Source organism: Mesorhizobium subarcticum (assembly GCF_055456085.1).
Genome location: NZ_CM144237.1, coordinates 595,661 through 615,743, shown reverse-complemented (window position 1 = coordinate 615,743; position 20,083 = coordinate 595,661). Strand labels below are relative to the sequence as shown.

The window sequence follows — 20,083 nt, the reverse complement described above, 5'->3', positions numbered from 1 at the left end:
GAGGCGCCGCCCCCCTACATCATGCTAAAATACATCCTCCACCGAATTGCACTTTTGATCCCGACGCTTGTCGGCATCACGATCTGTGCCTTTGCGTTCGTCAGGCTGCTGCCCGGCGATCCGATCCTTGCCATGGCCGGCGAACACGGCGTGGCGCCGGCGCGTTACGAAGAGCTCAAGGAGCAGTTCGGCTACAATCTACCGATCTGGCAGCAATATACGCGCTATGTCGGTGAGGTCGTGACCGGCGATTTCGGTGTCTCGATCTCGTCCAAGCGCCCGGTGATCGAAGAGTTCAAGACGCTCTTCCCGGCGACGCTGGAACTCTCATTGTTCGCCATGATTTTCGCCATGGTGCTCGGCATTCCGGCCGGCATTTTTGCGGCGATCAAGCGCGGCTCATGGTTCGATCAGTCGCTGATGGGCACCGCGCTTGTCGGCTATTCCATGCCGATCTTCTGGTGGGGCCTGCTGCTCATCATCTTTTTCTCCGGCTATCTCGGCTGGACACCGGTCAACGGCCGCATCGACCTGCAGTACTTCTTTAAGCCGATCACCGGCTTCATGACCATAGACACCTTGCTCTACGGCAAATGGGATGCATTTCGCTCGGTATTGCGCCATCTGGTGCTGCCGACAATTGTGCTCGGCACCATTCCGCTGGCTGTGATAGCGCGCCAGACGCGCTCCGCCATGCTCGAGGTGCTGGGCGAGGACTACGTGCGGACGGCCCGAGCCAAAGGGCTTTCGTCGGCCCGGGTCATCGGCGTGCATGCCCTGCGCAATGCACTCATCCCGGTGGTCACCACCATCGGCCTGCAGGTTAGCACGCTGCTCGCCGGCGCCATCCTTACTGAAACGATCTTCTCCTGGCCGGGCATCGGCAGGTGGATGGTCGAATCCATATCCAAGCGCGACTACGTCGTCGTGCAGTCCGGCCTGCTCCTGATCGCGCTTATCGTCATGGCCGTGAACCTGATCGTCGACGTGCTCTATGCCGTTATCAACCCACGCATAAGGGCGGCGTGATGAGCCAGTCGACCGAAATCGCCCCGATGGCCGCCGGCAACCCGGATCGCCTCACCGGTCTCAGGACCTTCTGGTTTTATTTCTCGGTCAATCGCGGCGCCGTCATCGGCCTGTTCGTCTTCATCCTGCTGGTCCTGGCGGCGCTGTTTGCGCCGCTGCTCGCGCCATATGCACCCGACATTCAGGACAAGACCGCATTCTTGAGGCCTCCTGCCTGGCAGGACGGCGGCTCGACACAATATTTGCTCGGCACCGATCCGGTCGGGCGCGACATCCTCTCGCGGCTGCTGTACGGCGCGCGCTTCTCGCTGCTCATCGGCGCGGTCGTGGTCACGCTGGCGCTCACCGGCGGCATCACGCTCGGCCTGCTGGCCGGCTATTTCCGCGGCTGGGTCGACGTGGCGATCATGCGCGTCATGGACCTCATCCTGGCTTTCCCGTCGCTGTTGCTGGCGCTGGTGATGGTCACCATTCTTGGCCCCGGCCTGTTCAATGCGATGCTGGCCATCGCGCTCGTCCTGCAACCGCATTTCGCCCGGCTGGTGCGCGCCGCCGTGATGGCGGAGAAAAGCCGTGAATATGTCGTCGCCGCCAAAGTCGCCGGCGCCGGTCATACCAGGCTGATGCTTCGCACCATCCTGCCCAATTGCCTGGCGCCGCTGATCGTCCAGGCGACCTTGTCGTTCTCGAACGCCATTCTCGAAGCAGCAGCCCTCGGCTTCCTCGGCCTCGGCGCGCAGCCGCCGACGCCCGAATGGGGAACCATGCTTGCCTCGGCGCGCGAATTCATCCTGCGCGCCTGGTGGGTGGTGACTTTCCCCGGCCTCGCCATCCTGATCACCGTGCTCGCCATCAACCTTGTCGGCGACGGCCTGCGCGACGCGCTCGATCCCAAGCTCAGGAGGTCATGATGGCGTTGCTCGACATCCAGAACCTCGTCGTAGAATTCCAGACCGCATCCGGCCCGTTCCGCGCCGTCGATGGCGTCTCGCTGCATGTCGACGAACGCGAAGTGCTCGCCATCGTCGGCGAATCCGGCTCCGGCAAGTCGGTGTCGATGCTGGCCGTGATGGGCCTGTTGCCGTGGACAGCCAAGGTCACCGCCGACAAGATGAGCTTTGGCGGACGCGATCTCCTGAAACTGGGTCCTGCCGAGCGGCGCAAGATCGTTGGCAAGGACATGTCGATGATCTTCCAGGAGCCGATGGCCAGCCTCAATCCGTGCTTCACGGTCGGCTTCCAGATCGAGGAAGTGCTGCGCTTCCACATGGGCATGGACAAGGCCCAGCGCCGGGCACGCGCCATCGAGTTGTTGAAGCAGGTCGGCATTCCCGAGCCGGCCGAGCGGCTGAGTTCCTTCCCGCATCAGATGTCGGGTGGCCAGTGCCAGCGCGTCATGATCGCCATCGCCATCGCCTGCAATCCGAAGCTCTTGATCGCCGACGAGCCGACGACTGCATTGGACGTCACCATTCAGAAGCAGATCCTCGATCTGCTGGTCTCGCTGCAGGCCAAATACGGCATGGGTCTCATCATGATCACCCACAATATGGGCGTGGTGGCCGAGACCGCCGATCGCGTCATTGTCCAGTACAAGGGCCGCAAGATGGAAGAGGCCGACGTGCTGTCGCTGTTCGAATCGCCGAAAAGCAATTACACGCGCGCGCTGCTTGCGGCCTTGCCGGAAAATGCTGTCGGCGACAGGCTGCCGACCGTCTCCGACATGCTGTTCGAGCCGGCGCCCCAGGAAGTTAGTACGACTGGAGCCAGCGCATGACCATTGTCGTCGAAGGCAAGGACATCAAGCGCGACTACCATGTCGGCGGCGGGCTGTTTCGCGGGGCGCGCACCGTGCATGCGGTGAAGGGCGTGTCCTTTAGCGTCGAGAAAGGCAAGACGCTCGCCATCGTCGGCGAATCGGGCTGTGGCAAGTCCACGCTCGCCCGCATCATCACGCTGATCGATCCGGCGACTTCAGGCGAGTTGTTCATCGACGGCAACAAGGTCGACATCGCCAGGGATGGGCTCTCCAAGGAGATGCGCCGCAAGGTGCAGATCGTCTTTCAGAACCCTTATGGATCGCTCAACCCGCGCCAGAAGATCGGCGACGTTCTCGGCGAGCCGCTCCTGATCAACACCGACAAGTCGGCCGAGGAACGGCGCGACCTGGCGATGAAGATGCTGAAGAAGGTCGGTCTCGGACCCGAGCACTTCAATCGCTATCCGCATATGTTCTCGGGCGGCCAGCGCCAGCGCATCGCCATTGCCCGCGCGCTGATGCTCAACCCCAGCCTGCTTGTGCTGGACGAGCCGGTTTCCGCGCTCGATCTCTCGGTGCAGGCGCAAGTGCTCAACCTGCTCGCCGACCTGCAGGACGAATTCCAGCTGACCTATGTCTTCATCAGCCACGATCTGTCCGTCGTGCGCTACATCGCCGACGATGTGATGGTGATGTATTTCGGCGAGGCGGTCGAATACGGCTCGCGCGAAGAGGTCTTTTCAGACCCCAAGCACAGCTATACCAGGACGCTGTTCGCCGCGACACCGCGCGCCGACGTCGCCTCGATCAAGGCGAGGCTGGCGAAAAAGAAAGCGGCCTGAGACCGACTACCCCGGCCAGCTTCTGCTAAACTGGTGGCTCCGGCACCAGTGTCTTTGCGAGCAGTACATTGGCGTGACCGCGCGGAAAGTCCTCAAGCTGCACCAGCCGCTGAAATCCGTGCTTCTCATAGAAGTCCGGCGCCTGGAAGGTGAAGGACGCGAGATGGATAACATGGCACCCGCGCCGCCGAGCCTCCTGTTCCGCCTCGGCGAGAAGGCGTGAGCCGAGGCCTTTGCCGCGCTGGCTGTCGGCGATCCATAGCGTCTTGATCTCGCATACGCCCGCCCAACTATGGCCGTGGAGACCGGCATAGATCGTGCCGTCGTCCCTCTTCAGGAATATCGACAAATAGCGGCCGTCATCGATGCCGGTCGCGGCAACGTTGAAGCCGTAGAGCTGATCCTCGAGCGCGACGATATCGTCTGGCGTGGGTTCACTGAGGACAACCAGAGGCGTTGCCTCATCCGTGTCCAGATCATCGGTGCCGCCAGGACCAGCCATTTCACGACAGCTTGGCGATGATGGCGCGCAGTGCTTCGCCGAAGCGGCGGATCTCCTCGACCGTGTTGTAATGCACCAGCGAGGCGCGGATGGCGCCGCTGTCCATTGAAAGGTTCAGACGCTTCATCAGCCGTGGTGCGTACATGTGGCCATCGCGGATGCCGATCTGCATCTCGGCCATCTCCTCGACGATGCGTTGCGGCGATAGCTCGCCGATGTTGAAGCAGAAGGTCGGCACGCGCTCATTGATGCGCGCCTCGTCGGCGACGCCATAGATGGTCGCCCCGCAAGCTTTCAGCACGCCAAGCATCTCGCGCGCCAGAACCAGCTCGTAGTCACGGATGGCGCCCATGCCGGCGACGATGTTTTCGCGCCGAGAGCGGTTGTTGGAGGGCGTAAGATTGCGGCCGATCAGTTCCAGGTACTGCACGGCCGCATCCATGCCCGACACATTCTCGTAGATGAAGGTGCCGGCCTCGACCTTGTAGGGCGGCTCGTTCGGGATGAAGTCCTCGCGGAAGGTAGGCAGCCGCTTCAGCGTTTCGAAGCGGCCCCAGAGAAAACCCATATGCGGCGAGAAATTCTTGTAGCCGGAGCAGACGAGGTAGTCGCAATCCCAGGCCTGCACGTCGATCAGCCCATGCGGTCCGTAATGCACGCAGTCGAGGAACACTTCCGCGCCGGCGGCATGGGCGATGCCAGCCACTGAAGCGACGTCGACGATGGAGCCGATCGAGTGTGCGGTGACCGTGCAGGCGACAAGGCGGGTGCGGTCGGACACCAGCGGGCGCAGATCGTCGACATGCAGATTGCCGTCCTCGCGCATGCGCCACCACTTGAACTTGGCGCCGGCGGATTCCAGCGCCAGCCAGGTCGCGATGTTGGCGTCGTGGTCCATGTCGGTGATGACGATCTCATCGCGTTCTGAAAGCATCTGGCCGATGCCCAGGCTGACCAGGCGGATGAACGAGGTGGCGTTCATGCCGAAGCAGATTTCGGCTGGGCTGTAGGCGTTGATCAGCAGCGCCACGCTGGTTCGGGCATCGGCGACCGACTGGTCGACGGTGACGCTGCGGCCATAGCGGCCGCCGCGCTGCACATTGTGCGAAATCAGATGGTTGGTCACCGCGTCGAGCACGCTCTGCGGAATCTGCGCGCCGGCGGCGTTGTCCAGGAAGATGAAATCGCCGGCCCGCTGCAGCGCGGGAAACATGGCGCGGATGGTGTCGACGGGGAACGCCGAGGCGTTCGCTGTGTCGGTCTGGTGCTTGTTCACGAGGCAGGCTCCTACAAAGGACTTGGGCGAGTGGATTGGTTGGCAGGGTCAGCGCGTCTTCTCGGTCTTGAAGCGGTCTTCAAGCAGGCTGACGAGGCGGACCATCGGCCAGAGGAAGATGAGATAGACCAGTGCCGCGCCGATCAGCGGCGAGGGGTTGGCGTAGAGCGACTGCGCGTTGGTCGCCTCCTTCAAAAGTTCCGGCAGCGCAACGGTCGAGGCGAGCGACGTGTCCTTGAACATCGACACGCAATTGCTGGTCATCGGCGGGATGACGACGCGGATCGCCTGCGGCAGCACCACCTTGCGCAACGTCAAAAGGAACGGCAGGCCAAGCGCCTGCGACGCCTCGAACTGGCCTTTCGGAATGCTCTCTATGCCGGAGCGGAACACTTCCGCCGAATATGCCGACATGATGAAGGCGAAGGCCGTTACCGCCGAAGCCCAGGACGACAGGCGTATGCCGAGAAAGGGCAGCGCGTAGTAGATCAGGATCAGCACCACCAGCACCGGCAGGGCGCGAAAGATGTCGGTGTAGCCGACCGCCAGCCAGCGTACCGGCTTCGGGGCATAGAGCCGCAGCAGGCTGATCAAAAGGCCAACCGGGATGCCGATGCCGATGCTGAGCAGGCCGAGCAGCAGCGTGTTCAGGAAGCCGCGCAGCAGCGCCGGCAGGCTGGACATGATGACGTCGGGATTGAAGAAGGTGTCGATCAGCGACATGGGAGCGTTCCCGAACCCTGGAGCAAAAGGTGCTCAAGTTAAAACCACTATGCTGCGCCGAGAGCGGAGCGCTCTTTGCGAAAGCCGTCGCCGCTGGTGCATGAAATGAATCGTGCCGGCCTGCAAAGCCGGCACGATCTCAGCGCGAAGTGTCGCTCAGGCCTTCGGCATCGGCATTTCCTTCACCGTCGAGGAATCGGCCGGCGCGTCGCTGCCGAACCACTTCTTGTGGATGGCGGCCAGCGTGCCGTCCTTCTTCATCGCGCTCAGCGCGTCGTTGAGCTTGCCGAGCAGCGGATGGTCCTTGCTCAGCATCAGGCCGTACTGTTCGCCGGTCTTGATGCGCTGCTTGACCTTCAAATCCTTCATCTTGGTGAAGGAGTATTCCATGCCCGGAATGTCGCTGACGGCGGCATCGACGCGGCCGGCGCTGAGGTCCAGTAGAAGATTCTGCTGCGTGTCATAACCCTTCACGTCGCTGTAGCCGTCGGCTTCCTGATGCGCCTTGACCCAGGTTTCGCCGGTCGAGCCGGACAGCACGCCGACGATCTTGCCCTTGAGGTCGGCCTCGGTGTTGATCGCGCTGTCGGTCTTCGTGGCGATGCCCATGTCGGAATCGTAATAGGGCTGGGTAAACGACAGCGATTTCAACCGCTCCGGCGTGATGGTGATCGAGGAGATGGCAACATCGATGCGCTTCGAGCTGACGGCCGCGAACAGCGCCTGGAAGCCGAGATCGGCAATGTCGGTGGTCATGCCGATGCGCTTGGCCGCTTCGTTGACGATGTCGACTTCAAAGCCCTCGAAGGTGCCGCTCTCGTTCTTGTACTCGAAGGGCGGATTGGTCGGGTAGGCGCCGACATTCAGCACATCGGCGGCGTAAGCGGTGGCAGGGCCGGCGGCGATGCCGATGGCGGCGGCGAACAGGATGAGATTGCGACGGTTGAGCTTCATAGGTGTTCCCTCTGGGGTGTTCCCCTCTGGTTGTTGATCGGGCGGGGCTGGCCCCGCACGGTTTCTTGCCGTCCCACCTCCCAGCGGGGCGTCAATTCATGGCGGCGACCATGCGCGCGGGGTTGACGATGTTCTCGATGTGCAGATCGCGGGCGCGCGCGCCAGCGAAAGCATAGCGCGTTCTGGATAATGACTGGGGCAGCATGAACGACAAGGACTGAACCCTTCCCACCCGGAGCATCACGATGGACTGGCCGGCAAGCCCCTCCGGCACGGCAGTCGCCATCGATTTTGAATGCTTATCCAAAGTGAGACGCTTTTCAAGGCGAAAGTTTTAAGCTTAAAAAGCTTGGCCAGTCTGTTGCTCCGCCGATACGCCCTTTTGCCTGGCCGCGCATGTCTCATGCCAATTCGTCACGTGCGGCGGCAGAGTTGGCTGCGGCGCCGGCGCCCAGAAACATCGTGTCGCTCGCCAGCACGAAGAAACTCGCGCCGATGGCCGCCCATCGGCCGATAGCCTGTGGGCTGGCGCAAAATATGCCGGCTGCATTGTCGTGTGCGATTGTCGCGCCGATGATCGTTCGGATCGCCGCATTGAGCTTGTCGGCGCCCTGCGGTCCGATCGCATCGATCGAAACCGAGAGATCGCCGGGGCCAACGAAGATCACATCGACGCCGTCGACGGCCGCGATCGCGTCGATGTTGGCCAGCCCCTCTGATGTCTCGACCTGGACCGCGACGACGACCTGGTCATTGGCGCCGGTCAGATATTCGGGAATGCGGTAGCCATAGCCGGCAGCACGGCCGGGTCCGACGCCACGCTCGCCCTGTGGCGGATAGCGTGAGGCTTTGACGACCATCGCTGCCTGGGCGGCGGTCGAGACGCGCGGCGCGAGCACGCCTTGCGCGCCGCTGTCCAGCGCCGCCTGGATGGCTTCCGGGGCATGGCCGGGAACGCGCACCATGGCCGGCACGCGGTGGACGTCGGCCGCGCGCACCATGGCCTCGATCATGTCGCGCGAAATCTGCGCATGCTCCCAGTCGATGCAGAGGAAATCGAGGCCGGCCAGCGCCATCACTTCGACAGCGACGGGATGGGGAATGGCGGCGAAGGAGCCGACGAGGCTGGTCTTGCCAATGCATTTCTGGCGGAACGCGCTCATATCCATCCCCTTTTGTCTGGCCCAAATTCATATCCGCAATCGGCGGCGAGGCGAAGCTATTTCAGGCTTGAAATATTTTGGCGCGGGCCTAGCCTGCAGCATCCCGCCGCGAGTTCCAGACATGATCAAAGCGCATCCCCTGCACGGCTCCAACAAACTGAAGCTGGGCGTCTTTTCGACCAACGCGGATGGCGGTCTTGCCATCACTGATGTCCCGGAGCGCTGGACGGCAAGCTGGCAGGACAATCTGACGGCGGCGCAGATCGCCGATCGCGCCGGCCTGGAATTCATGTTGCCGATCGCCCGCTGGCGCGGCTTTGGCGGCCGCAACGAGGTGCGCGAATGGTCGTTCGAAACCTTCACCTGGGCGGCGGCTCTGGCGGTCGCCACCGAACAGATCGGCCTGTTCATGACCGTGCACGTGCCTCTGGTGCATCCCCTTTATGCCGCCAAGGCGTTGGCGACTGTCGACCACATCAGCCAGGGCCGTGCCGGCCTCAACATCGTCTGCGGCTGGAACCCGAAGGAATTCGGCATGTTCGGCACGCCGCTCGTCGAAAAGGGCTATGAGCAGGCTGCGGAATGGATTGAAATCCTCGAAAAGCTCTATGCGTCGGCCGAGCCTGTTGACTACGAAGGCACCTACTATCGCCTCAAGGAAGCCGTCAGCCGGCCGGCCAGCCTGCAGGTCCCGCGTCCGGTGACCATGAACGCCGCCTTCGGCGGTCCGGGTCGCGATTTCGCCGCCGCCCGGTGCGACTATCTGTTCACGACCTTTTCCGAGATGAGCGATGCCGGCAAGCACGTCGCCGATATCAGCGAGCGGGCCGACAAGGTCGGCCGCAATGTCGGCGTCTACACCGTGGCGCATGTCGTCTGCCGCCCGACGATGGAAGAGGCGCAGGCCTATTATAACAGATATGCCGTCGACATGGCCGACCATGATGCGGTCGATGCCCATATGGCGGGCAAGAAGGAATTCTCGCAGTCACACGACCCGCACGCCTATGACCGCTACCGGCAGCGTTTCGCCGGCGGTGCCGGCACTTATCCTCTGATAGGAACCCCGGAAACCATCGCCGCTGACATGGCCGCAATCGCCGGGCACGGCTACCAGGGCATCGCGTTGTCCTTCGTCAATTACACGCAGGAACTGCCCTATTTTTGCGACCACGTGTTGCCGCTGCTCAGACAGGCCGGGCTTCGCGGACAATGACCGCAGATTACTCTGGAATGACGGCCGTAGCCTGAATCTCAACCTTGGCGCGGTCCTCGACCAGCGCCACCACCTGCATGGCGGCCATCGCCGGGAAATGCCGGCCGATCACCTCGCGATAGGCTTCGCCGATACCCCTGAGGTTGGCGAGGTATTCGGCCTTGTCGGTGAAATACCAGGTCATCGAGGTGATGTGCCTCGGCTCAGCACCTCCCTCGGCCAGCACCGCCACGATGTTTTGAAGCGTCTGCTTCACCTGGCCGACAAAGTCGTCGGTTTCGAACTGACATTGCCCGTTCCAGCCGACCTGTCCGCCGACGAAGATCAGCTGGCCGCGTGCCGCGACGCCATTTGCGTAGCCGACCGGTTTGGCCCAGCCTTCCGGCTGCAAAATCCTGTGCATTTTCTAGCCTCCCGGTAGTTCCAAAAAACCAAGTCTCAAAATCGAATGCCGTCAATATCTCACCGTCAGGCGGCGCCCATAACTTGCCTGGCGATGACCACCTTCTGCACGTCGGAGGCGCCCTCGTAGATGCGCAGCGCGCGGATCTCGCGATACAGGCTCTCGACGATGTGGCCTTTGCGAACGCCGTCGCCGCCATGCAGCTGCACGGCCTTATCGATCACCTCCTGCGCCTTGTCGGTGGCGAACAGTTTGGCCATCGCCGCCTCGCGCGTCACCCGCGCCGCACCCATGTCCTTGGTCCAGGCTGCGCGATAGACCAGCAAAGCCGCCGCGTCGACGTCGAGAGCCATGTCGGCAATATGGCCCTGTACCATCTGCAACTCGCCCATCGGCGCGCCGAACAGTTTGCGCTCAGCCACCCGTTTGATGCTTTCATCGAGCGCCCGGCGGGCAAAACCGAGTGCCGCCGCGCCGACGGTCGAGCGGAACACGTCGAGCACCGACATGGCGATACGGAAGCCGTCACCAGGCTTGCCGATCAGTGCGGCGGCCGGCAGCCGGACCTTGTCGAAAGACAGCCGTGCCAGCGGATGCGGCGCGATAACTTCGAGACGCTCGGCAATGCCAAGGCCCTTGGCATCGCCAGGCACGAGAAAAGCGGAAAGCCCCTTGGCGCCCGGCGCCTCGCCAGTACGGGCAAAAACGACATAGAGATCGGCGATCCCGCCATTGGAAGTCCAGGTCTTCTCGCCCGTGAGAATGTAACTGTCGCCGTCGCGAGTCGCGGTCATCTCGGTGTTGGCGACATCCGACCCAGAACGAGGCTCCGACAAAGCGAAGGCGGAGATAGCCTTGCCGGCGCGGGTCTTGGTCAGCCAATGCTGCTGGTCCGGCGTGCCGAACAGGCTGAGCGCACCGGTGCCAAGCCCTTGCATGGCAAAGGCGAAATCGGCGAGCCCATCATGGCGGGCAAGCGTCTCGCGCGTGATGCACAGCGTGCGCACGTCGAGTGGTCCGGGATTGTCGGTGTCAACAGCTGTCGGCTTCAGCCAGCCGTCGCGGCCAAGTTTGGTCACTAGCTCGCGGCAGGCGGCATCGACGTCGTGGTGATCGACGGGGAGGTTTTTCGCGCACCAGATTTCAAGGCTTTCGGCGAGTTCGCGATGACGATCTTCAAAAAAGGGCCAATTGAGGAAGGAACGGTCAGGCATGTTGGCCTCCGCATTGCTTCGCGCGTTGCGCTCTACGGCGCCCCCCTCTGTCCTGCCGGACATCTCCCCCACGAGGGGGGAGATTGGCAGCGTCGCCGCCCCTCCTGCTGCGCTGGCGATTGGCGAAAACGGAAGCGATAGCCGATCTCCCCCCAAGTGGGGGAGATGTCCGGCAGGACAGAGGGGGGCGCTGTCCCGCCAACGTCTCTAGCAAAGCGCCCATCCTCAATTCCCCTCGAACACCGGCTTTTCCTTGGCCACGAATGCCTTGTAGGCGCGCTCGAAATCGCGCGTCTGCATGCAGATCGCTTGCGCCTGGGCTTCGGCCTCGATCGCCTGATCCAGCCCCATCGACCATTCCTGGTTGAGCTGCGTCTTGGTGATGCCGTGCGCGAAAGTCGGGCCGGAGACGATGCGCGCCGCCATGTCGAGCGCGTCGGCTTCGAGCGCCGCGGCATCGACCAGCCTGTTGTAGAACCCCCAGCGCTCGCCTTCCGCTGCCGTCATGGTGCGGCCGGTGTAGAGCAGTTCGGCGGCGCGGCCCTGGCCGATGATACGCGGCAGGATCGCGCAGGCGCCCATGTCGCAGCCGGCGAGACCGACGCGGGTGAACAGGAAAGCGGTCTTGGCTTCCGGCGTGGCGATGCGGATATCGGAGCTCATGGCGATGATGGCGCCGGCGCCGACCGCTACGCCGTCCACCGCCGCGATGATCGGCTTGCCGCAATTCAGCATCGCCTTGACGAAATCGCCGGTCATCCGGGTGAAGGCCAGCAGCTGCTTGATGTCCATCTTGACCAGCGGGCCAATGATGTCGTGGACGTCACCGCCTGAGCAGAAATTGCCGCCATTGGAGAGGAACACCACGGCGTCGACATCGTCGGCGTAGACGAGGTCGCGGAATGTGTCGCGGAGTTCCGCATAGCTGTCGAAGGTCAGCGGGTTCTTGCGTTCCGGCCGGTCGAGCCGGACCTTGGCGATCCTGCCCTCGACCTCCCACAGGAAATGCTTCGGCTTGAGCCAGGCCATCCCTGTCATTCGCGTCCCTCCCAGTTGCTGCGGAACGAGGTCAGCATGCCGGTCAGCCGGCGCGCGTCGTCCTCGCTGACCTTGCCCAGCAATTCGCCGATCCAGCCCTCATGCGCCGCGGCAATGGTGGCAAAGGATTTGGTGCCTTCTTCGGTCAGCCGCACCATCGAGGTGCGGCGGTCGCCATTGCGGCGCGCACGCGCCACGAGGCCTTCCGAAACCAGCCGGTCGACAATGCCGGTGACATTGCCGTTGGAGACCAGCAGGAAGCGTGACAGGTCGCTCATCAGCATGCCTTCCGGCACGCGATAGAGGGCGGCCATCACATCGAAGCGCGGCAGCGTCGTATCGAATTCCTTCTTCAGGCGCTCGCGCAGCTCGGCCTCGATCGTGCGCGAGGCACGCAGCAGCCTGATCCACAGGCGCAGGCGGTCCTTGCCGGGTCCCGAGGGTGCGGGCAGGGGGCCGGCTACCATGTCTCGCCTCCCGAGATCGAAATTGCCTGTCCGGTGATCGATTGCGCGGCGTCACCACACAGCCAGAGCACAGCGGCGGCAATTTCCTGCGGCTGGATGAAGCGGCCTTGAGGGTTGGTTGAGGAAAGGCTTGTTCGCGCCTGCTCGACCGAACGGCCGGTCTTTTCGACAATGCGCTGGATGGACTCCTCCAGCATGTCGGTCTCGACGAAGCCCGGGCAGACAGCGTTGACGGTGACACCGGATTTCGCCGTCTCGGCGGCAAGCGCCCGCATCAGGCCGACGACGCCATGCTTGGCCGCCACATAAGGCGCGACATAGGCGTAGCCCTTCAATCCGGCCGTGGAGGCGATGAAGACGACCCGCCCGGTATTGCGCGCGACCATGCCGGCCAGTGCGGGTTTCACCGTCAGGAAGGCGCCGGTCAAATTGACGTCGAGCGTGTGCTGCCAGTCGGCAAGCGTGGTCTTGTGCGCCGGCGTGCTGCCGGCCATGCCGGCATTGGCGACGACGATGTCGAAGGGGCCGCGCGTCGCCTCCGCCGTCTCGTAAAGCGAGGCCATCGCTGTCTCATTGGTGACATCGGCGGCGATGCCGAAAATGCCTTCGCTTTCGCCCGCAACCTTGGCAAGCTCGGCTTCACGTCGACCGCAAATGGTCACACTGACGCCAGCACTAGCCAGCGCCAGCGCGATGGCCCGGCCGACGCCGGAGCCGCCGCCGGTGACCAGCGCATGCTTGCCGGAAATCGTTGTAGCGGCCGTCATACTTTCAGCCCCGCGGCGGCATCGCGCTCGGCCAGACGGTAGAGCTGGTCGCGCCCGGGCAGGTAAGGATCCGGCCACTTCACGCCACGGTCCCCGAGCGTCACGGCAGCATGCAAGGTCCAATAGGGATCGGCGAGATGCGGCCTGGCCAGCGCCACCAGATCGGCACGGCCGGCCATCAGGATCGAATTGACATGGTCCGGCTCATAGATGTTGCCGACCGCCATCGTCGCCATGCCGACCTCGTTGCGGATGCGGTCGGAAAACGGCGTCTGGAACATGCGGCCATAGACCGGCTTTGCCAGTGCCGAGGTCTGGCCGGCAGAGACGTCACAGATATCGACGCCGGCCTCATGCAGCAGCCGTGCGATCTCCACCGCGTCGGCCGGTGTGACGCCTTCGATGCCGACCCAGTCATTGGCCGAAATGCGCATCGAGATCGGCTTGCCCGCCGGCCAGGCAGCGCGCACCGCACGGAAGATTTCGAGGGGATAGCGCATGCGGTTCTCAAGCGAACCGCCATACTCATCCGTGCGCCGGTTGGTGACCGGGGTGATGAAGGACGACAGGAGATAGCCATGCGCGGCGTGGATCTCGAGCATGTCGAAACCGCACCGATGAGCCATCTCGGCCGACGCCACGAACTGGTCGCGCACCAGATCCATGTCGGCGCGATCCATCGCCTTCGGCACCTGGTTCTCGGGCGACCACGCCACTGCCGATGCCGCCATGATTGGCCAGTTGCCGGACGCGAGCGGCACGTCCGTGCCTTCCCAGCCGAGCCGGGTCGAGCCCTTGGCGCCGGAATGGCCGATCTGCGCGCAGAGCTTCGCCTCGGTCTCGGTGTGGACGAAGTCGACCAGCCGCTTCCACGCCGCCTCATGTTCGGGTGCGTAGAAGCCGGGACAGCCGGGCGTGATCCGCCCTTCCGGACTGACGCAGGTCATCTCGATATAGACGAGGCCGGCGCCGCCCTTCGCGCGCTCGGCGTAATGGGTGAAATGCCAGTCGGTCGGGCAGCCGTCGACGGCCTTGTATTGCGCCATCGGCGAGACGACGACACGGTTTTGCAGCTTCATGTCGCGCAGCTTGAACGGCGCGAACATCGGCGCCCGGCGCAGCCTGTTGCCGCCGGCACCCGCCTGGCGCTGGAACCATTCTTCCGCGCCACCCAGCCACTCGGCATCGCGCAGCCGCAAATTCTCGTGGCTGATGCGCTGCGAACGGGTCAGCAGCGAATAGTTGAACTGCACCGGATCGAGGCCGAGATAACGCTCGACCTCCTCGAACCATTCCAGCGAATTGCGCGCCGCCGATTGCAGCTTCAGCACCTCGGTGCGGCGGGCGTCCTCATATCTGCGGAAGGCTGCTTCGAGGTCCGGCTCGGTTTCGACATATTCGGCCAGCGCCACCGCACTTTCCAAAGCGAGCTTGGTGCCGGAGCCGATCGAGAAATGCGCCGATGCCGCCGCGTCGCCCATCAGCGCCAAATTCTTGTACGACCAGCGCTCGCACAGTACGCGCGGGAAATTGATCCAGGCCGAACCCCTGATATGGTTGGCATTGGTCATCAGTGCATGGCCGCCAAGATGTTTTTCGAAGATGCGCTCACAGACGGCGATGGACTCCTGCTGCGACATCGCGCCGAAGCCGAAGGCGGCCCAGGTCTGCTCGCTGCATTCGACGATGAAGGTCGCGGTGTCGCTGTCGAACTGGTAGGCGTGCGCCCACACCCAGCCATGCTCGGTCTTCTCGAAGATGAAGGTAAAGGCGTCGTCGAACTTCTGGTTGGTACCGAGCCAGACGAACTTGCATTTGCGGGTGTCGATGTCGGGCTTGAAGACATCGACAAAGGTGTTGCGCGCCCGGGAGTTCAGCCCGTCGGCGGCGACGACAAGATCGTGCGTCTCCATATAGGGGCGGGGGTCGGCGATGTCGGTCTCGAACATCAGCTTGACGCCGAGTTCGCGCGCGCGGCGCTGCAGCAGGACCAGCAGCCGCTTGCGGCCGATGCCGCAGAAGCCATGGCCTGACGAGACCGTGCGCACGCCGTCATGAATGACGGCGATGTCGTCCCAATAGGCAAAATGCTTCTTGATCCAGACGGCGCTGACCGGATCATTCTTGGCGAGATTGTCGAGCGTCTCGGCCGACAGCACCACGCCCCAGCCGAATGTGTCGTCGGCGCGGTTGCGCTCGAACACAGTCACGTCATGGGCGGCGTCCCGCAGCTTCATAGAGATGGCAAAGTAGAGGCCGGCTGGTCCGCCGCCGAGAACCGCAACCTTCATGTCTGCGTTCTCCTCTTCGCTTGCTGCAACTGCGAGTATCGCGCCGGAGGCAAGATATTTCAAGCTTAAAGTTTTATGTCGAAATCATTATGCAGATATCGGGCGGCGCGCTTGCATGTCGTTGCGCAAGCGCGCCGGCTGATCATTTGTCCGGGTTCTTCGGGCTCCATAGCACCGTCTCGGCACCCTTCTCATAGGCCATGCCGTCGGGATAGCTGATCGCTTCCAGTTGCAGCCCCCAGGGCGCCTGGAAATAGAGAATGGTCTGGCCGGCGGCTGGCCCTTCCTTGACAGGCAGAGGTCCCATTCGTGTCTTGACGCCCTTGCCATCGAGATAGGCTTTCGCAGCGGCGACATCATCGACATAGAAGGCAATGTGGAAGCCGCCAATGTCACTGTTCTTCGGCGTCAAATCTTTCTGGTCGGGTGCGGTGTATTTGAACAGCTCGATGTTCGATCCGTAGCCGCAGCGCACCATGGTGATCTGCTCGATGACAGCTTTCGGGTCGACACCCAGCACATCCTGCATGAAGGTGCCCTTGTCGTCGGCGAACGGGCCGAACGCCATCGCCTTCTTGCAGCCGACCACTTCGGTGAAGAAGTCGACCGCTTGCTTCATGTCGGGGACGGTGATGCCGGTGTGATCGTGGCCGCGCATGCCCGGGATCGAATCCGCCGAGGCCATGCCGGCACTGCCAAGGACAGCGGCGGCGAGCGTTGCATTTCGAAGTATCGTCTTCATGTCGGTCCTCTCCATTGGCGGGACTTGGATCTTTGCGGTCGCACGTCCGAAGCCCGCTTCTCGGCGCGCGTTTGCATTCAGGTTGGGGCCTTGGCGACGGCAGCTATGTCCAGCCAACCGGCGTCGATTTCGGGCAGTGGAATGGCAGCGATGAGGTCGCGCGTGTAGGCTTGTCGCGGGTTGTCGAACAAAGCGTCGGTGGCGCTGGCCTCGACGATAACGCCTTCGCGCATGACGATGACTTGCCGGCACAGGCGCCGGATGACAGACAGATCGTGGCTGATGAAAGCAACGGTCAGCCCCATCTCCGCCGCCAGCTTCTCCAGCAATGTGAGGATCTGCGCCTGCGTCGATACGTCGAGCCCGGAGACGATCTCGTCGGCCAGTACGAATTTCGGCGACAGCGCCAGTGCGCGCGCAATGCCTACACGCTGGCGCTGGCCACCCGACAGTTCGTGGCGATAGCGGCTGGCGAAGCTCTGCGGCAGGCCGACGCGCTGTAGCGCTTCAGCGACTCTGGTCTTCAAATTGTCGCCAAGGCCGTTCTGCTTCAGCGGCGCGGCGATGATGCTGGCAATGGTACGGCGCGGGTTGAGCGACGACATCGGGTCCTGGAAGATCATTTGCAGGTCACGGCGCAGTGGTCGCAACTCCGCCTCCGGCAGGTGGGTTATATCGCGTCCGTCGAAGCTGATGCTGCCGGCGCTCGGCTCCAGCAGCCTGACCAGCGCGCGGCCAAGCGTCGACTTGCCGGAGCCGGATTCGCCGACAATGCCGGTCACCGAGCCGCTTGGCAGGTCGAAATCCAGGCCTTTCAAAATCTCGGCCAATGGCGCGCGGCCGATCAGCGGCTTGCGCGTCATGTCGGGCAGCGCGACCTTCAGTCCGCGCACGGAAAACAGCGGCTCAGCCATGCGGCCGCCTCCAGGCTTGGTCGGCGGCAGCGATCTCCGAAGCGAGCCCAGCCAGCACGGCATCATCTACAGGCTTCAACGAGGCGAACGGGTCGGTGTAGCGCGGCGTGGCGGCCATCAGTGCGCGAGTATAAGGGTGCTGCGGCGCGGCGAAGAGAGCGGCCGTTTCGGCCTCTTCCACCACCTTGCCGGCATAAAGCACCGACACCTTCTGGCTGATCTTGGCGACGACGCCGAGATCATGGGTGACGAACAGGATTGCCGTGCCGTGCTCGCGCTGCAACGCAGCGATCAGGCGCAGGATCTGCTTCTGCACGGTCACGTCGAGTGCCGTGGTAGGTTCGTCGGCGACGATCAGCCGGGGCTCGGCGGCGAAGGCGGCGGCGATCAGCACGCGCTGGCGCATGCCGCCGGACAGTTCGTGCGGATAGCTCTTCAGCACCCGGTCGGGGTCGCGGATCTGCACTTCGTCCAGCAATTGCCGGACGCGTTGATCCGCCTTCTCGCCGCTCCAGCCGAGAATGCGCACCAGCCGGTCGGTCATCTGCGGACCGATGCGGCGCGACGGGTTGAGCGCGGTCAGCGGGTCCTGCGGGATCAGCGCCGTGCGGGCACCGATCAGAGTGCGTCGTGCCTTGGGTTGCAGCCTGCCGAGGTCTTCGCCCTCGAGCAGCATGTCGCCTTCGACGATGCGCACGCTTGATGGCAGCACGCCAAGAACCGCCTTGCCGATCATCGTCTTGCCGGCGCCGCTCTCGCCGACCAGCGCGCGGACTTCGCCGGGTTGCACGGAGAGCGATACCGAGCGCAGCACGCGCTCGCCATTCGGCAGCACCGCGCTCAGATTGGTGATGTCGAGACAGGCGCTCATCGCAGCACCGGGTCGAAGCGCGTCTTCAGCGCCTCGCCGAATTGGCTGAACGAGAGCACGGTGAGGATCAGCGTGATCAGCGGAAACACCAGCACCCACCAGGCCTGATGGATCGACAGCCGCCCCTCGGCGATGATGCCGCCCCAGGTCGGATCGTCGGTCGAGATCGACAAATTGACGAAGGACAGGATCGCTTCGACGATGACGGCGATGCCCATTTCCAGCGACAGCAGCGCCACGACTGACGGCACCACATTGGGCAGCACTTCGCGCAGCATGATGCCGATGCGGCCATAGCCGGCGATGCGCGCATTCTCGACATAGTCCATGCGCGACTGGCCCATCGCCTCGGCGCGGATCACCCGGCAGAAGCGTGTCCAGTCGATAATGGCTATGGCCAGGATGACAGAGCTCAAGCCGGTGCCGAGCACTGCCACCAGCAGGATGGCGAACAGCACCGGCGGAAACGCCATCCAGACATCGACGATGCGCGAGATGATGCGATCAGCCCAGCCGCCGAAATAGCCTGCGATCAGCCCGAGCGTCGAGCCGAAGAGGCAGGCGGCTATCGCGGCGGAAAAGGCGACGATGAAGGCGATGCGGCCGCCGAAGATCAGTCGCGACAAGAGATCGCGGCCGAGGCTGTCGGTGCCCAGCCAATAGCCGGGCTCGGCGCCATCGAGCCAGAATGGCGGCAGCCGCTCCAGCATCAGATCCTGCGCCAGCGGGTCCTGCGGCGCGACCAGCGGCGCGAAGATCGCAGCCAGCAGCGCCAGCAGCAGCCAGCCGCCGGCAAGCCACAGCCTGGGGCTCAGTCCGCGTCTTGAGGCTCTATCCATGGCGCAGCCTCGGATTGAGCAGCGCATACATCATGTCGACGACGAGATTGATCAGCACGAACAGCAGCGCGAAGACCAGCACGATGCCCTGGATCAGCGGCAGGTCGCGGTTGATGACGGCGTCGATCGCCATGTTGCCGAGGCCTTCATAGGAGAACAGCCGCTCGACGATGACGGTGCCGCCGATGAGGAATGTGAACTGCACGCCGACGAGCGTCAGCGTCGGCAAAGCGGCGTTCTTCAACGCTTCGCGCAGGATGACCTGCGTTTCCGAAAACCCCTTGACCCGCGCCAGCACGACATAGTCGAGATCAAGCACTTCCTTGAGCGACTGTTTCAACAATTGCGAGATGATCGCCGCCAGCGGCAACGCCAGGGCAACCGCCGGCATCAGCATATGTTTGAGCAGATCCCAGGTCAGGTCGAGGCGTAGGCGCAGAATGCTCTCGAACAGGTAGAACTGGGTAACGAAGGGCAGGTCGAGCTGCGGCGACACGCGGCCTGAAATGTCGAAGATCGGCACCAGCACACCGAACAGCAGGATCAGCACCAGGCCCCACAGGAAATCCGGAATGGAAAGCGCTGCACCGCTGGCGATGTCGAGGCCGGCCTCGACCGCCGTGCCGCGTTCGCGCGCGCCGATGATCGCCGTCGTGCCGCCGAGCGCCACCGCCATGATGAGCGCAACGATGGCAAGTTCCAGCGTTGCCGGCAGCCGGTTGAAGACAAGGCCGAGCACGTCCTGCCTGAGCGAGATCGAGGTGCCGAAATCACCCCGGACAACGCCGGACAGCCAGATGAAGAATTGCTGCACGATGGTCTTGTCGAGCCCGTAAAGCGCACGCAGCCGGGCAATGTCGGCATCCGTCGCGCCGGGCGGCAGCATCATCGCGATCGGGTCGCCAGGCGCGACGCGGATCACGACGAAGACGACGACAGCCACGCCGAACAGCGTGATCAGCATCGTCAGAAGGCGGATCAGGAATCGTTGCAGGAGCATGTAAATCTTTGCAGGAGCCCGAGGGCTCGTATGCCTGATGGAAATGCGCGCCGTCGCTGGCGACGGCGCGCGG

The 20,083-nt window shown here is 63.4% G+C and carries 22 protein-coding genes; 5 read left to right on the top strand and 17 right to left on the bottom strand.

Annotated features, from left to right (window positions below; all coding sequences use genetic code 11):
- Positions 1 to 21: 21 nt before the first annotated feature.
- The 4 genes from ACZYHG_RS02875 to ACZYHG_RS02860 are packed head-to-tail and all read left to right on the top strand — an operon-like array spanning position 22 to position 3,630.
- Positions 22 to 1,029, top strand: coding sequence for an ABC transporter permease subunit (locus ACZYHG_RS02875; RefSeq protein WP_027032886.1), 1,008 nt, complete (start codon positions 22 to 24; stop codon positions 1,027 to 1,029).
- Positions 1,029 to 1,940, top strand: a complete 912-nt coding sequence (locus tag ACZYHG_RS02870) for an ABC transporter permease subunit (protein ID WP_464612448.1) — start codon at positions 1,029 to 1,031, stop codon at positions 1,938 to 1,940. Before ACZYHG_RS02875 ends, ACZYHG_RS02870 begins: the two co-directional genes overlap by 1 nt.
- Positions 1,940 to 2,806 carry an ABC transporter ATP-binding protein gene (locus ACZYHG_RS02865; RefSeq protein WP_464614602.1) on the top strand — a complete coding sequence of 289 codons (867 nt, stop codon included), beginning with the start codon at positions 1,940 to 1,942 and terminating at the stop codon, positions 2,804 to 2,806. The genes ACZYHG_RS02870 and ACZYHG_RS02865 overlap by 1 nt, the downstream gene beginning before the upstream one ends.
- Positions 2,803 to 3,630 carry a dipeptide ABC transporter ATP-binding protein gene (locus ACZYHG_RS02860; protein ID WP_464612447.1) on the top strand — a complete coding sequence of 276 codons (828 nt, stop codon included), beginning with the start codon at positions 2,803 to 2,805 and terminating at the stop codon, positions 3,628 to 3,630. Before ACZYHG_RS02865 ends, ACZYHG_RS02860 begins: the two co-directional genes overlap by 4 nt.
- Positions 3,631 to 3,655: 25 nt before the next feature.
- On the opposite strand, the gene ACZYHG_RS02855 is transcribed toward ACZYHG_RS02860, so the two are convergent.
- The 6 genes from ACZYHG_RS02855 to ACZYHG_RS02830 all read right to left on the bottom strand — a co-directional run bounded on the left by ACZYHG_RS02855 (position 3,656) and on the right by ACZYHG_RS02830 (position 8,248).
- Entirely contained in the window at positions 3,656 to 4,132 is a 477-nt protein-coding gene (locus ACZYHG_RS02855; RefSeq protein ID WP_464612446.1) for a GNAT family N-acetyltransferase, read from the bottom strand.
- A gap of 1 nt (position 4,133) precedes the next feature.
- Positions 4,134 to 5,408 carry a cysteine desulfurase-like protein gene (locus tag ACZYHG_RS02850; RefSeq protein ID WP_464612445.1) on the bottom strand — a complete coding sequence of 425 codons (1,275 nt, stop codon included), beginning with the start codon at positions 5,406 to 5,408 and terminating at the stop codon, positions 4,134 to 4,136.
- A gap of 48 nt (positions 5,409 to 5,456) precedes the next feature.
- Positions 5,457 to 6,131 carry an amino acid ABC transporter permease gene (locus ACZYHG_RS02845; RefSeq protein ID WP_464612444.1) on the bottom strand — a complete coding sequence of 225 codons (675 nt, stop codon included), beginning with the start codon at positions 6,129 to 6,131 and terminating at the stop codon, positions 5,457 to 5,459.
- 156 nt (positions 6,132 to 6,287) lie between these two features.
- A complete protein-coding gene (locus tag ACZYHG_RS02840; protein ID WP_464612443.1) occupies positions 6,288 to 7,085 on the bottom strand; it encodes an ABC transporter substrate-binding protein in 798 nt (265 codons plus the stop codon).
- Positions 7,086 to 7,176: 91 nt separating this feature from the next.
- A complete protein-coding gene (locus ACZYHG_RS02835) occupies positions 7,177 to 7,371 on the bottom strand; it encodes a hypothetical protein (protein WP_464612442.1) in 195 nt (64 codons plus the stop codon).
- Positions 7,372 to 7,486: 115 nt separating this feature from the next.
- The gene (locus tag ACZYHG_RS02830; protein WP_464612441.1) at positions 7,487 to 8,248 is read right to left on the bottom strand and encodes an HpcH/HpaI aldolase family protein; all 762 of its coding nucleotides are present in this window, start codon (positions 8,246 to 8,248) and stop codon (positions 7,487 to 7,489) included.
- 121 nt (positions 8,249 to 8,369) lie between these two features.
- Here ACZYHG_RS02830 and ACZYHG_RS02825 point away from each other — a divergent pair, with 121 nt between their 5' ends.
- On the top strand, positions 8,370 to 9,464 hold the full coding sequence (locus ACZYHG_RS02825; RefSeq protein ID WP_464612440.1) for an LLM class flavin-dependent oxidoreductase: 1,095 nt from the start codon (positions 8,370 to 8,372) through the stop codon (positions 9,462 to 9,464).
- Positions 9,465 to 9,471: 7 nt separating this feature from the next.
- On the opposite strand, the gene ACZYHG_RS02820 is transcribed toward ACZYHG_RS02825, so the two are convergent.
- The 11 genes from ACZYHG_RS02820 to ACZYHG_RS02770 form a co-directional block, all read right to left on the bottom strand.
- Positions 9,472 to 9,867 (bottom strand): RidA family protein, encoded by a 396-nt coding sequence (locus tag ACZYHG_RS02820; protein WP_464612439.1) that lies wholly within the window; start codon positions 9,865 to 9,867, stop codon positions 9,472 to 9,474.
- A 65-nt stretch (positions 9,868 to 9,932) separates the two neighbouring features.
- The gene (locus ACZYHG_RS02815) at positions 9,933 to 11,081 is read right to left on the bottom strand and encodes an acyl-CoA dehydrogenase family protein (RefSeq protein ID WP_464612438.1); all 1,149 of its coding nucleotides are present in this window, start codon (positions 11,079 to 11,081) and stop codon (positions 9,933 to 9,935) included.
- Between the two features lie 225 nt (positions 11,082 to 11,306).
- Entirely contained in the window at positions 11,307 to 12,119 is an 813-nt protein-coding gene (locus ACZYHG_RS02810; RefSeq protein ID WP_464612437.1) for an enoyl-CoA hydratase family protein, read from the bottom strand.
- Complete coding sequence (locus ACZYHG_RS02805; RefSeq protein ID WP_464612436.1) at positions 12,116 to 12,586, bottom strand: MarR family winged helix-turn-helix transcriptional regulator; 471 nt, start codon at positions 12,584 to 12,586, stop codon at positions 12,116 to 12,118. The genes ACZYHG_RS02810 and ACZYHG_RS02805 overlap by 4 nt, the downstream gene beginning before the upstream one ends.
- On the bottom strand, positions 12,580 to 13,353 hold the full coding sequence (locus tag ACZYHG_RS02800) for an SDR family NAD(P)-dependent oxidoreductase (RefSeq protein ID WP_464612435.1): 774 nt from the start codon (positions 13,351 to 13,353) through the stop codon (positions 12,580 to 12,582). The genes ACZYHG_RS02805 and ACZYHG_RS02800 overlap by 7 nt, the downstream gene beginning before the upstream one ends.
- A complete protein-coding gene (locus tag ACZYHG_RS02795) occupies positions 13,350 to 15,644 on the bottom strand; it encodes a bifunctional salicylyl-CoA 5-hydroxylase/oxidoreductase (RefSeq protein ID WP_464612434.1) in 2,295 nt (764 codons plus the stop codon). Before ACZYHG_RS02795 ends, ACZYHG_RS02800 begins: the two co-directional genes overlap by 4 nt.
- A gap of 142 nt (positions 15,645 to 15,786) precedes the next feature.
- Positions 15,787 to 16,386 carry a VOC family protein gene (locus tag ACZYHG_RS02790; RefSeq protein ID WP_464612433.1) on the bottom strand — a complete coding sequence of 200 codons (600 nt, stop codon included), beginning with the start codon at positions 16,384 to 16,386 and terminating at the stop codon, positions 15,787 to 15,789.
- A gap of 77 nt (positions 16,387 to 16,463) precedes the next feature.
- On the bottom strand, positions 16,464 to 17,300 hold the full coding sequence (locus ACZYHG_RS02785; RefSeq protein ID WP_464612432.1) for an ATP-binding cassette domain-containing protein: 837 nt from the start codon (positions 17,298 to 17,300) through the stop codon (positions 16,464 to 16,466).
- Positions 17,293 to 18,171 (bottom strand): ABC transporter ATP-binding protein, encoded by an 879-nt coding sequence (locus tag ACZYHG_RS02780; RefSeq protein WP_464612431.1) that lies wholly within the window; start codon positions 18,169 to 18,171, stop codon positions 17,293 to 17,295. Before ACZYHG_RS02780 ends, ACZYHG_RS02785 begins: the two co-directional genes overlap by 8 nt.
- A complete protein-coding gene (locus tag ACZYHG_RS02775; protein ID WP_464612430.1) occupies positions 18,168 to 19,037 on the bottom strand; it encodes an ABC transporter permease in 870 nt (289 codons plus the stop codon). Before ACZYHG_RS02775 ends, ACZYHG_RS02780 begins: the two co-directional genes overlap by 4 nt.
- Positions 19,003 to 20,010, bottom strand: coding sequence for an ABC transporter permease (locus ACZYHG_RS02770; protein ID WP_464612429.1), 1,008 nt, complete (start codon positions 20,008 to 20,010; stop codon positions 19,003 to 19,005). The genes ACZYHG_RS02775 and ACZYHG_RS02770 overlap by 35 nt, the downstream gene beginning before the upstream one ends.
- Between the last annotated feature and the right edge of the window lie 73 nt (positions 20,011 to 20,083).

Excerpts from the sequence above, each read along its gene's own strand:
- ACZYHG_RS02875 (WP_027032886.1), top strand. The coding sequence starts at position 22 with ATGCTAAAATACATCCTCCACCGAATTGCACTTTTGATCCCGACGCTT.
- ACZYHG_RS02870 (WP_464612448.1), top strand. The coding sequence starts at position 1,029 with ATGAGCCAGTCGACCGAAATCGCCCCGATGGCCGCCGGCAACCCGGAT.
- ACZYHG_RS02865 (WP_464614602.1), top strand. The coding sequence starts at position 1,940 with ATGGCGTTGCTCGACATCCAGAACCTCGTCGTAGAATTCCAGACCGCA.
- ACZYHG_RS02860 (WP_464612447.1), top strand. The coding sequence starts at position 2,803 with ATGACCATTGTCGTCGAAGGCAAGGACATCAAGCGCGACTACCATGTC.
- ACZYHG_RS02855 (WP_464612446.1), bottom strand. The coding sequence starts at position 4,132 with ATGGCTGGTCCTGGCGGCACCGATGATCTGGACACGGATGAGGCAACG.
- ACZYHG_RS02845 (WP_464612444.1), bottom strand. The coding sequence starts at position 6,131 with ATGTCGCTGATCGACACCTTCTTCAATCCCGACGTCATCATGTCCAGC.
- ACZYHG_RS02840 (WP_464612443.1), bottom strand. The coding sequence starts at position 7,085 with ATGAAGCTCAACCGTCGCAATCTCATCCTGTTCGCCGCCGCCATCGGC.
- ACZYHG_RS02835 (WP_464612442.1), bottom strand. The coding sequence starts at position 7,371 with ATGGCGACTGCCGTGCCGGAGGGGCTTGCCGGCCAGTCCATCGTGATG.
- ACZYHG_RS02830 (WP_464612441.1), bottom strand. The coding sequence starts at position 8,248 with ATGAGCGCGTTCCGCCAGAAATGCATTGGCAAGACCAGCCTCGTCGGC.
- ACZYHG_RS02825 (WP_464612440.1), top strand. The coding sequence starts at position 8,370 with ATGATCAAAGCGCATCCCCTGCACGGCTCCAACAAACTGAAGCTGGGC.
- ACZYHG_RS02820 (WP_464612439.1), bottom strand. The coding sequence starts at position 9,867 with ATGCACAGGATTTTGCAGCCGGAAGGCTGGGCCAAACCGGTCGGCTAC.
- ACZYHG_RS02815 (WP_464612438.1), bottom strand. The coding sequence starts at position 11,081 with ATGCCTGACCGTTCCTTCCTCAATTGGCCCTTTTTTGAAGATCGTCAT.
- ACZYHG_RS02810 (WP_464612437.1), bottom strand. The coding sequence starts at position 12,119 with ATGACAGGGATGGCCTGGCTCAAGCCGAAGCATTTCCTGTGGGAGGTC.
- ACZYHG_RS02805 (WP_464612436.1), bottom strand. The coding sequence starts at position 12,586 with ATGGTAGCCGGCCCCCTGCCCGCACCCTCGGGACCCGGCAAGGACCGC.
- ACZYHG_RS02800 (WP_464612435.1), bottom strand. The coding sequence starts at position 13,353 with ATGACGGCCGCTACAACGATTTCCGGCAAGCATGCGCTGGTCACCGGC.
- ACZYHG_RS02795 (WP_464612434.1), bottom strand. The coding sequence starts at position 15,644 with ATGAAGGTTGCGGTTCTCGGCGGCGGACCAGCCGGCCTCTACTTTGCC.
- ACZYHG_RS02790 (WP_464612433.1), bottom strand. The coding sequence starts at position 16,386 with ATGAAGACGATACTTCGAAATGCAACGCTCGCCGCCGCTGTCCTTGGC.
- ACZYHG_RS02785 (WP_464612432.1), bottom strand. The coding sequence starts at position 17,300 with ATGGCTGAGCCGCTGTTTTCCGTGCGCGGACTGAAGGTCGCGCTGCCC.
- ACZYHG_RS02780 (WP_464612431.1), bottom strand. The coding sequence starts at position 18,171 with ATGAGCGCCTGTCTCGACATCACCAATCTGAGCGCGGTGCTGCCGAAT.
- ACZYHG_RS02775 (WP_464612430.1), bottom strand. The coding sequence starts at position 19,037 with ATGCGCTGCTCAATCCGAGGCTGCGCCATGGATAGAGCCTCAAGACGC.
- ACZYHG_RS02770 (WP_464612429.1), bottom strand. The coding sequence starts at position 20,010 with ATGCTCCTGCAACGATTCCTGATCCGCCTTCTGACGATGCTGATCACG.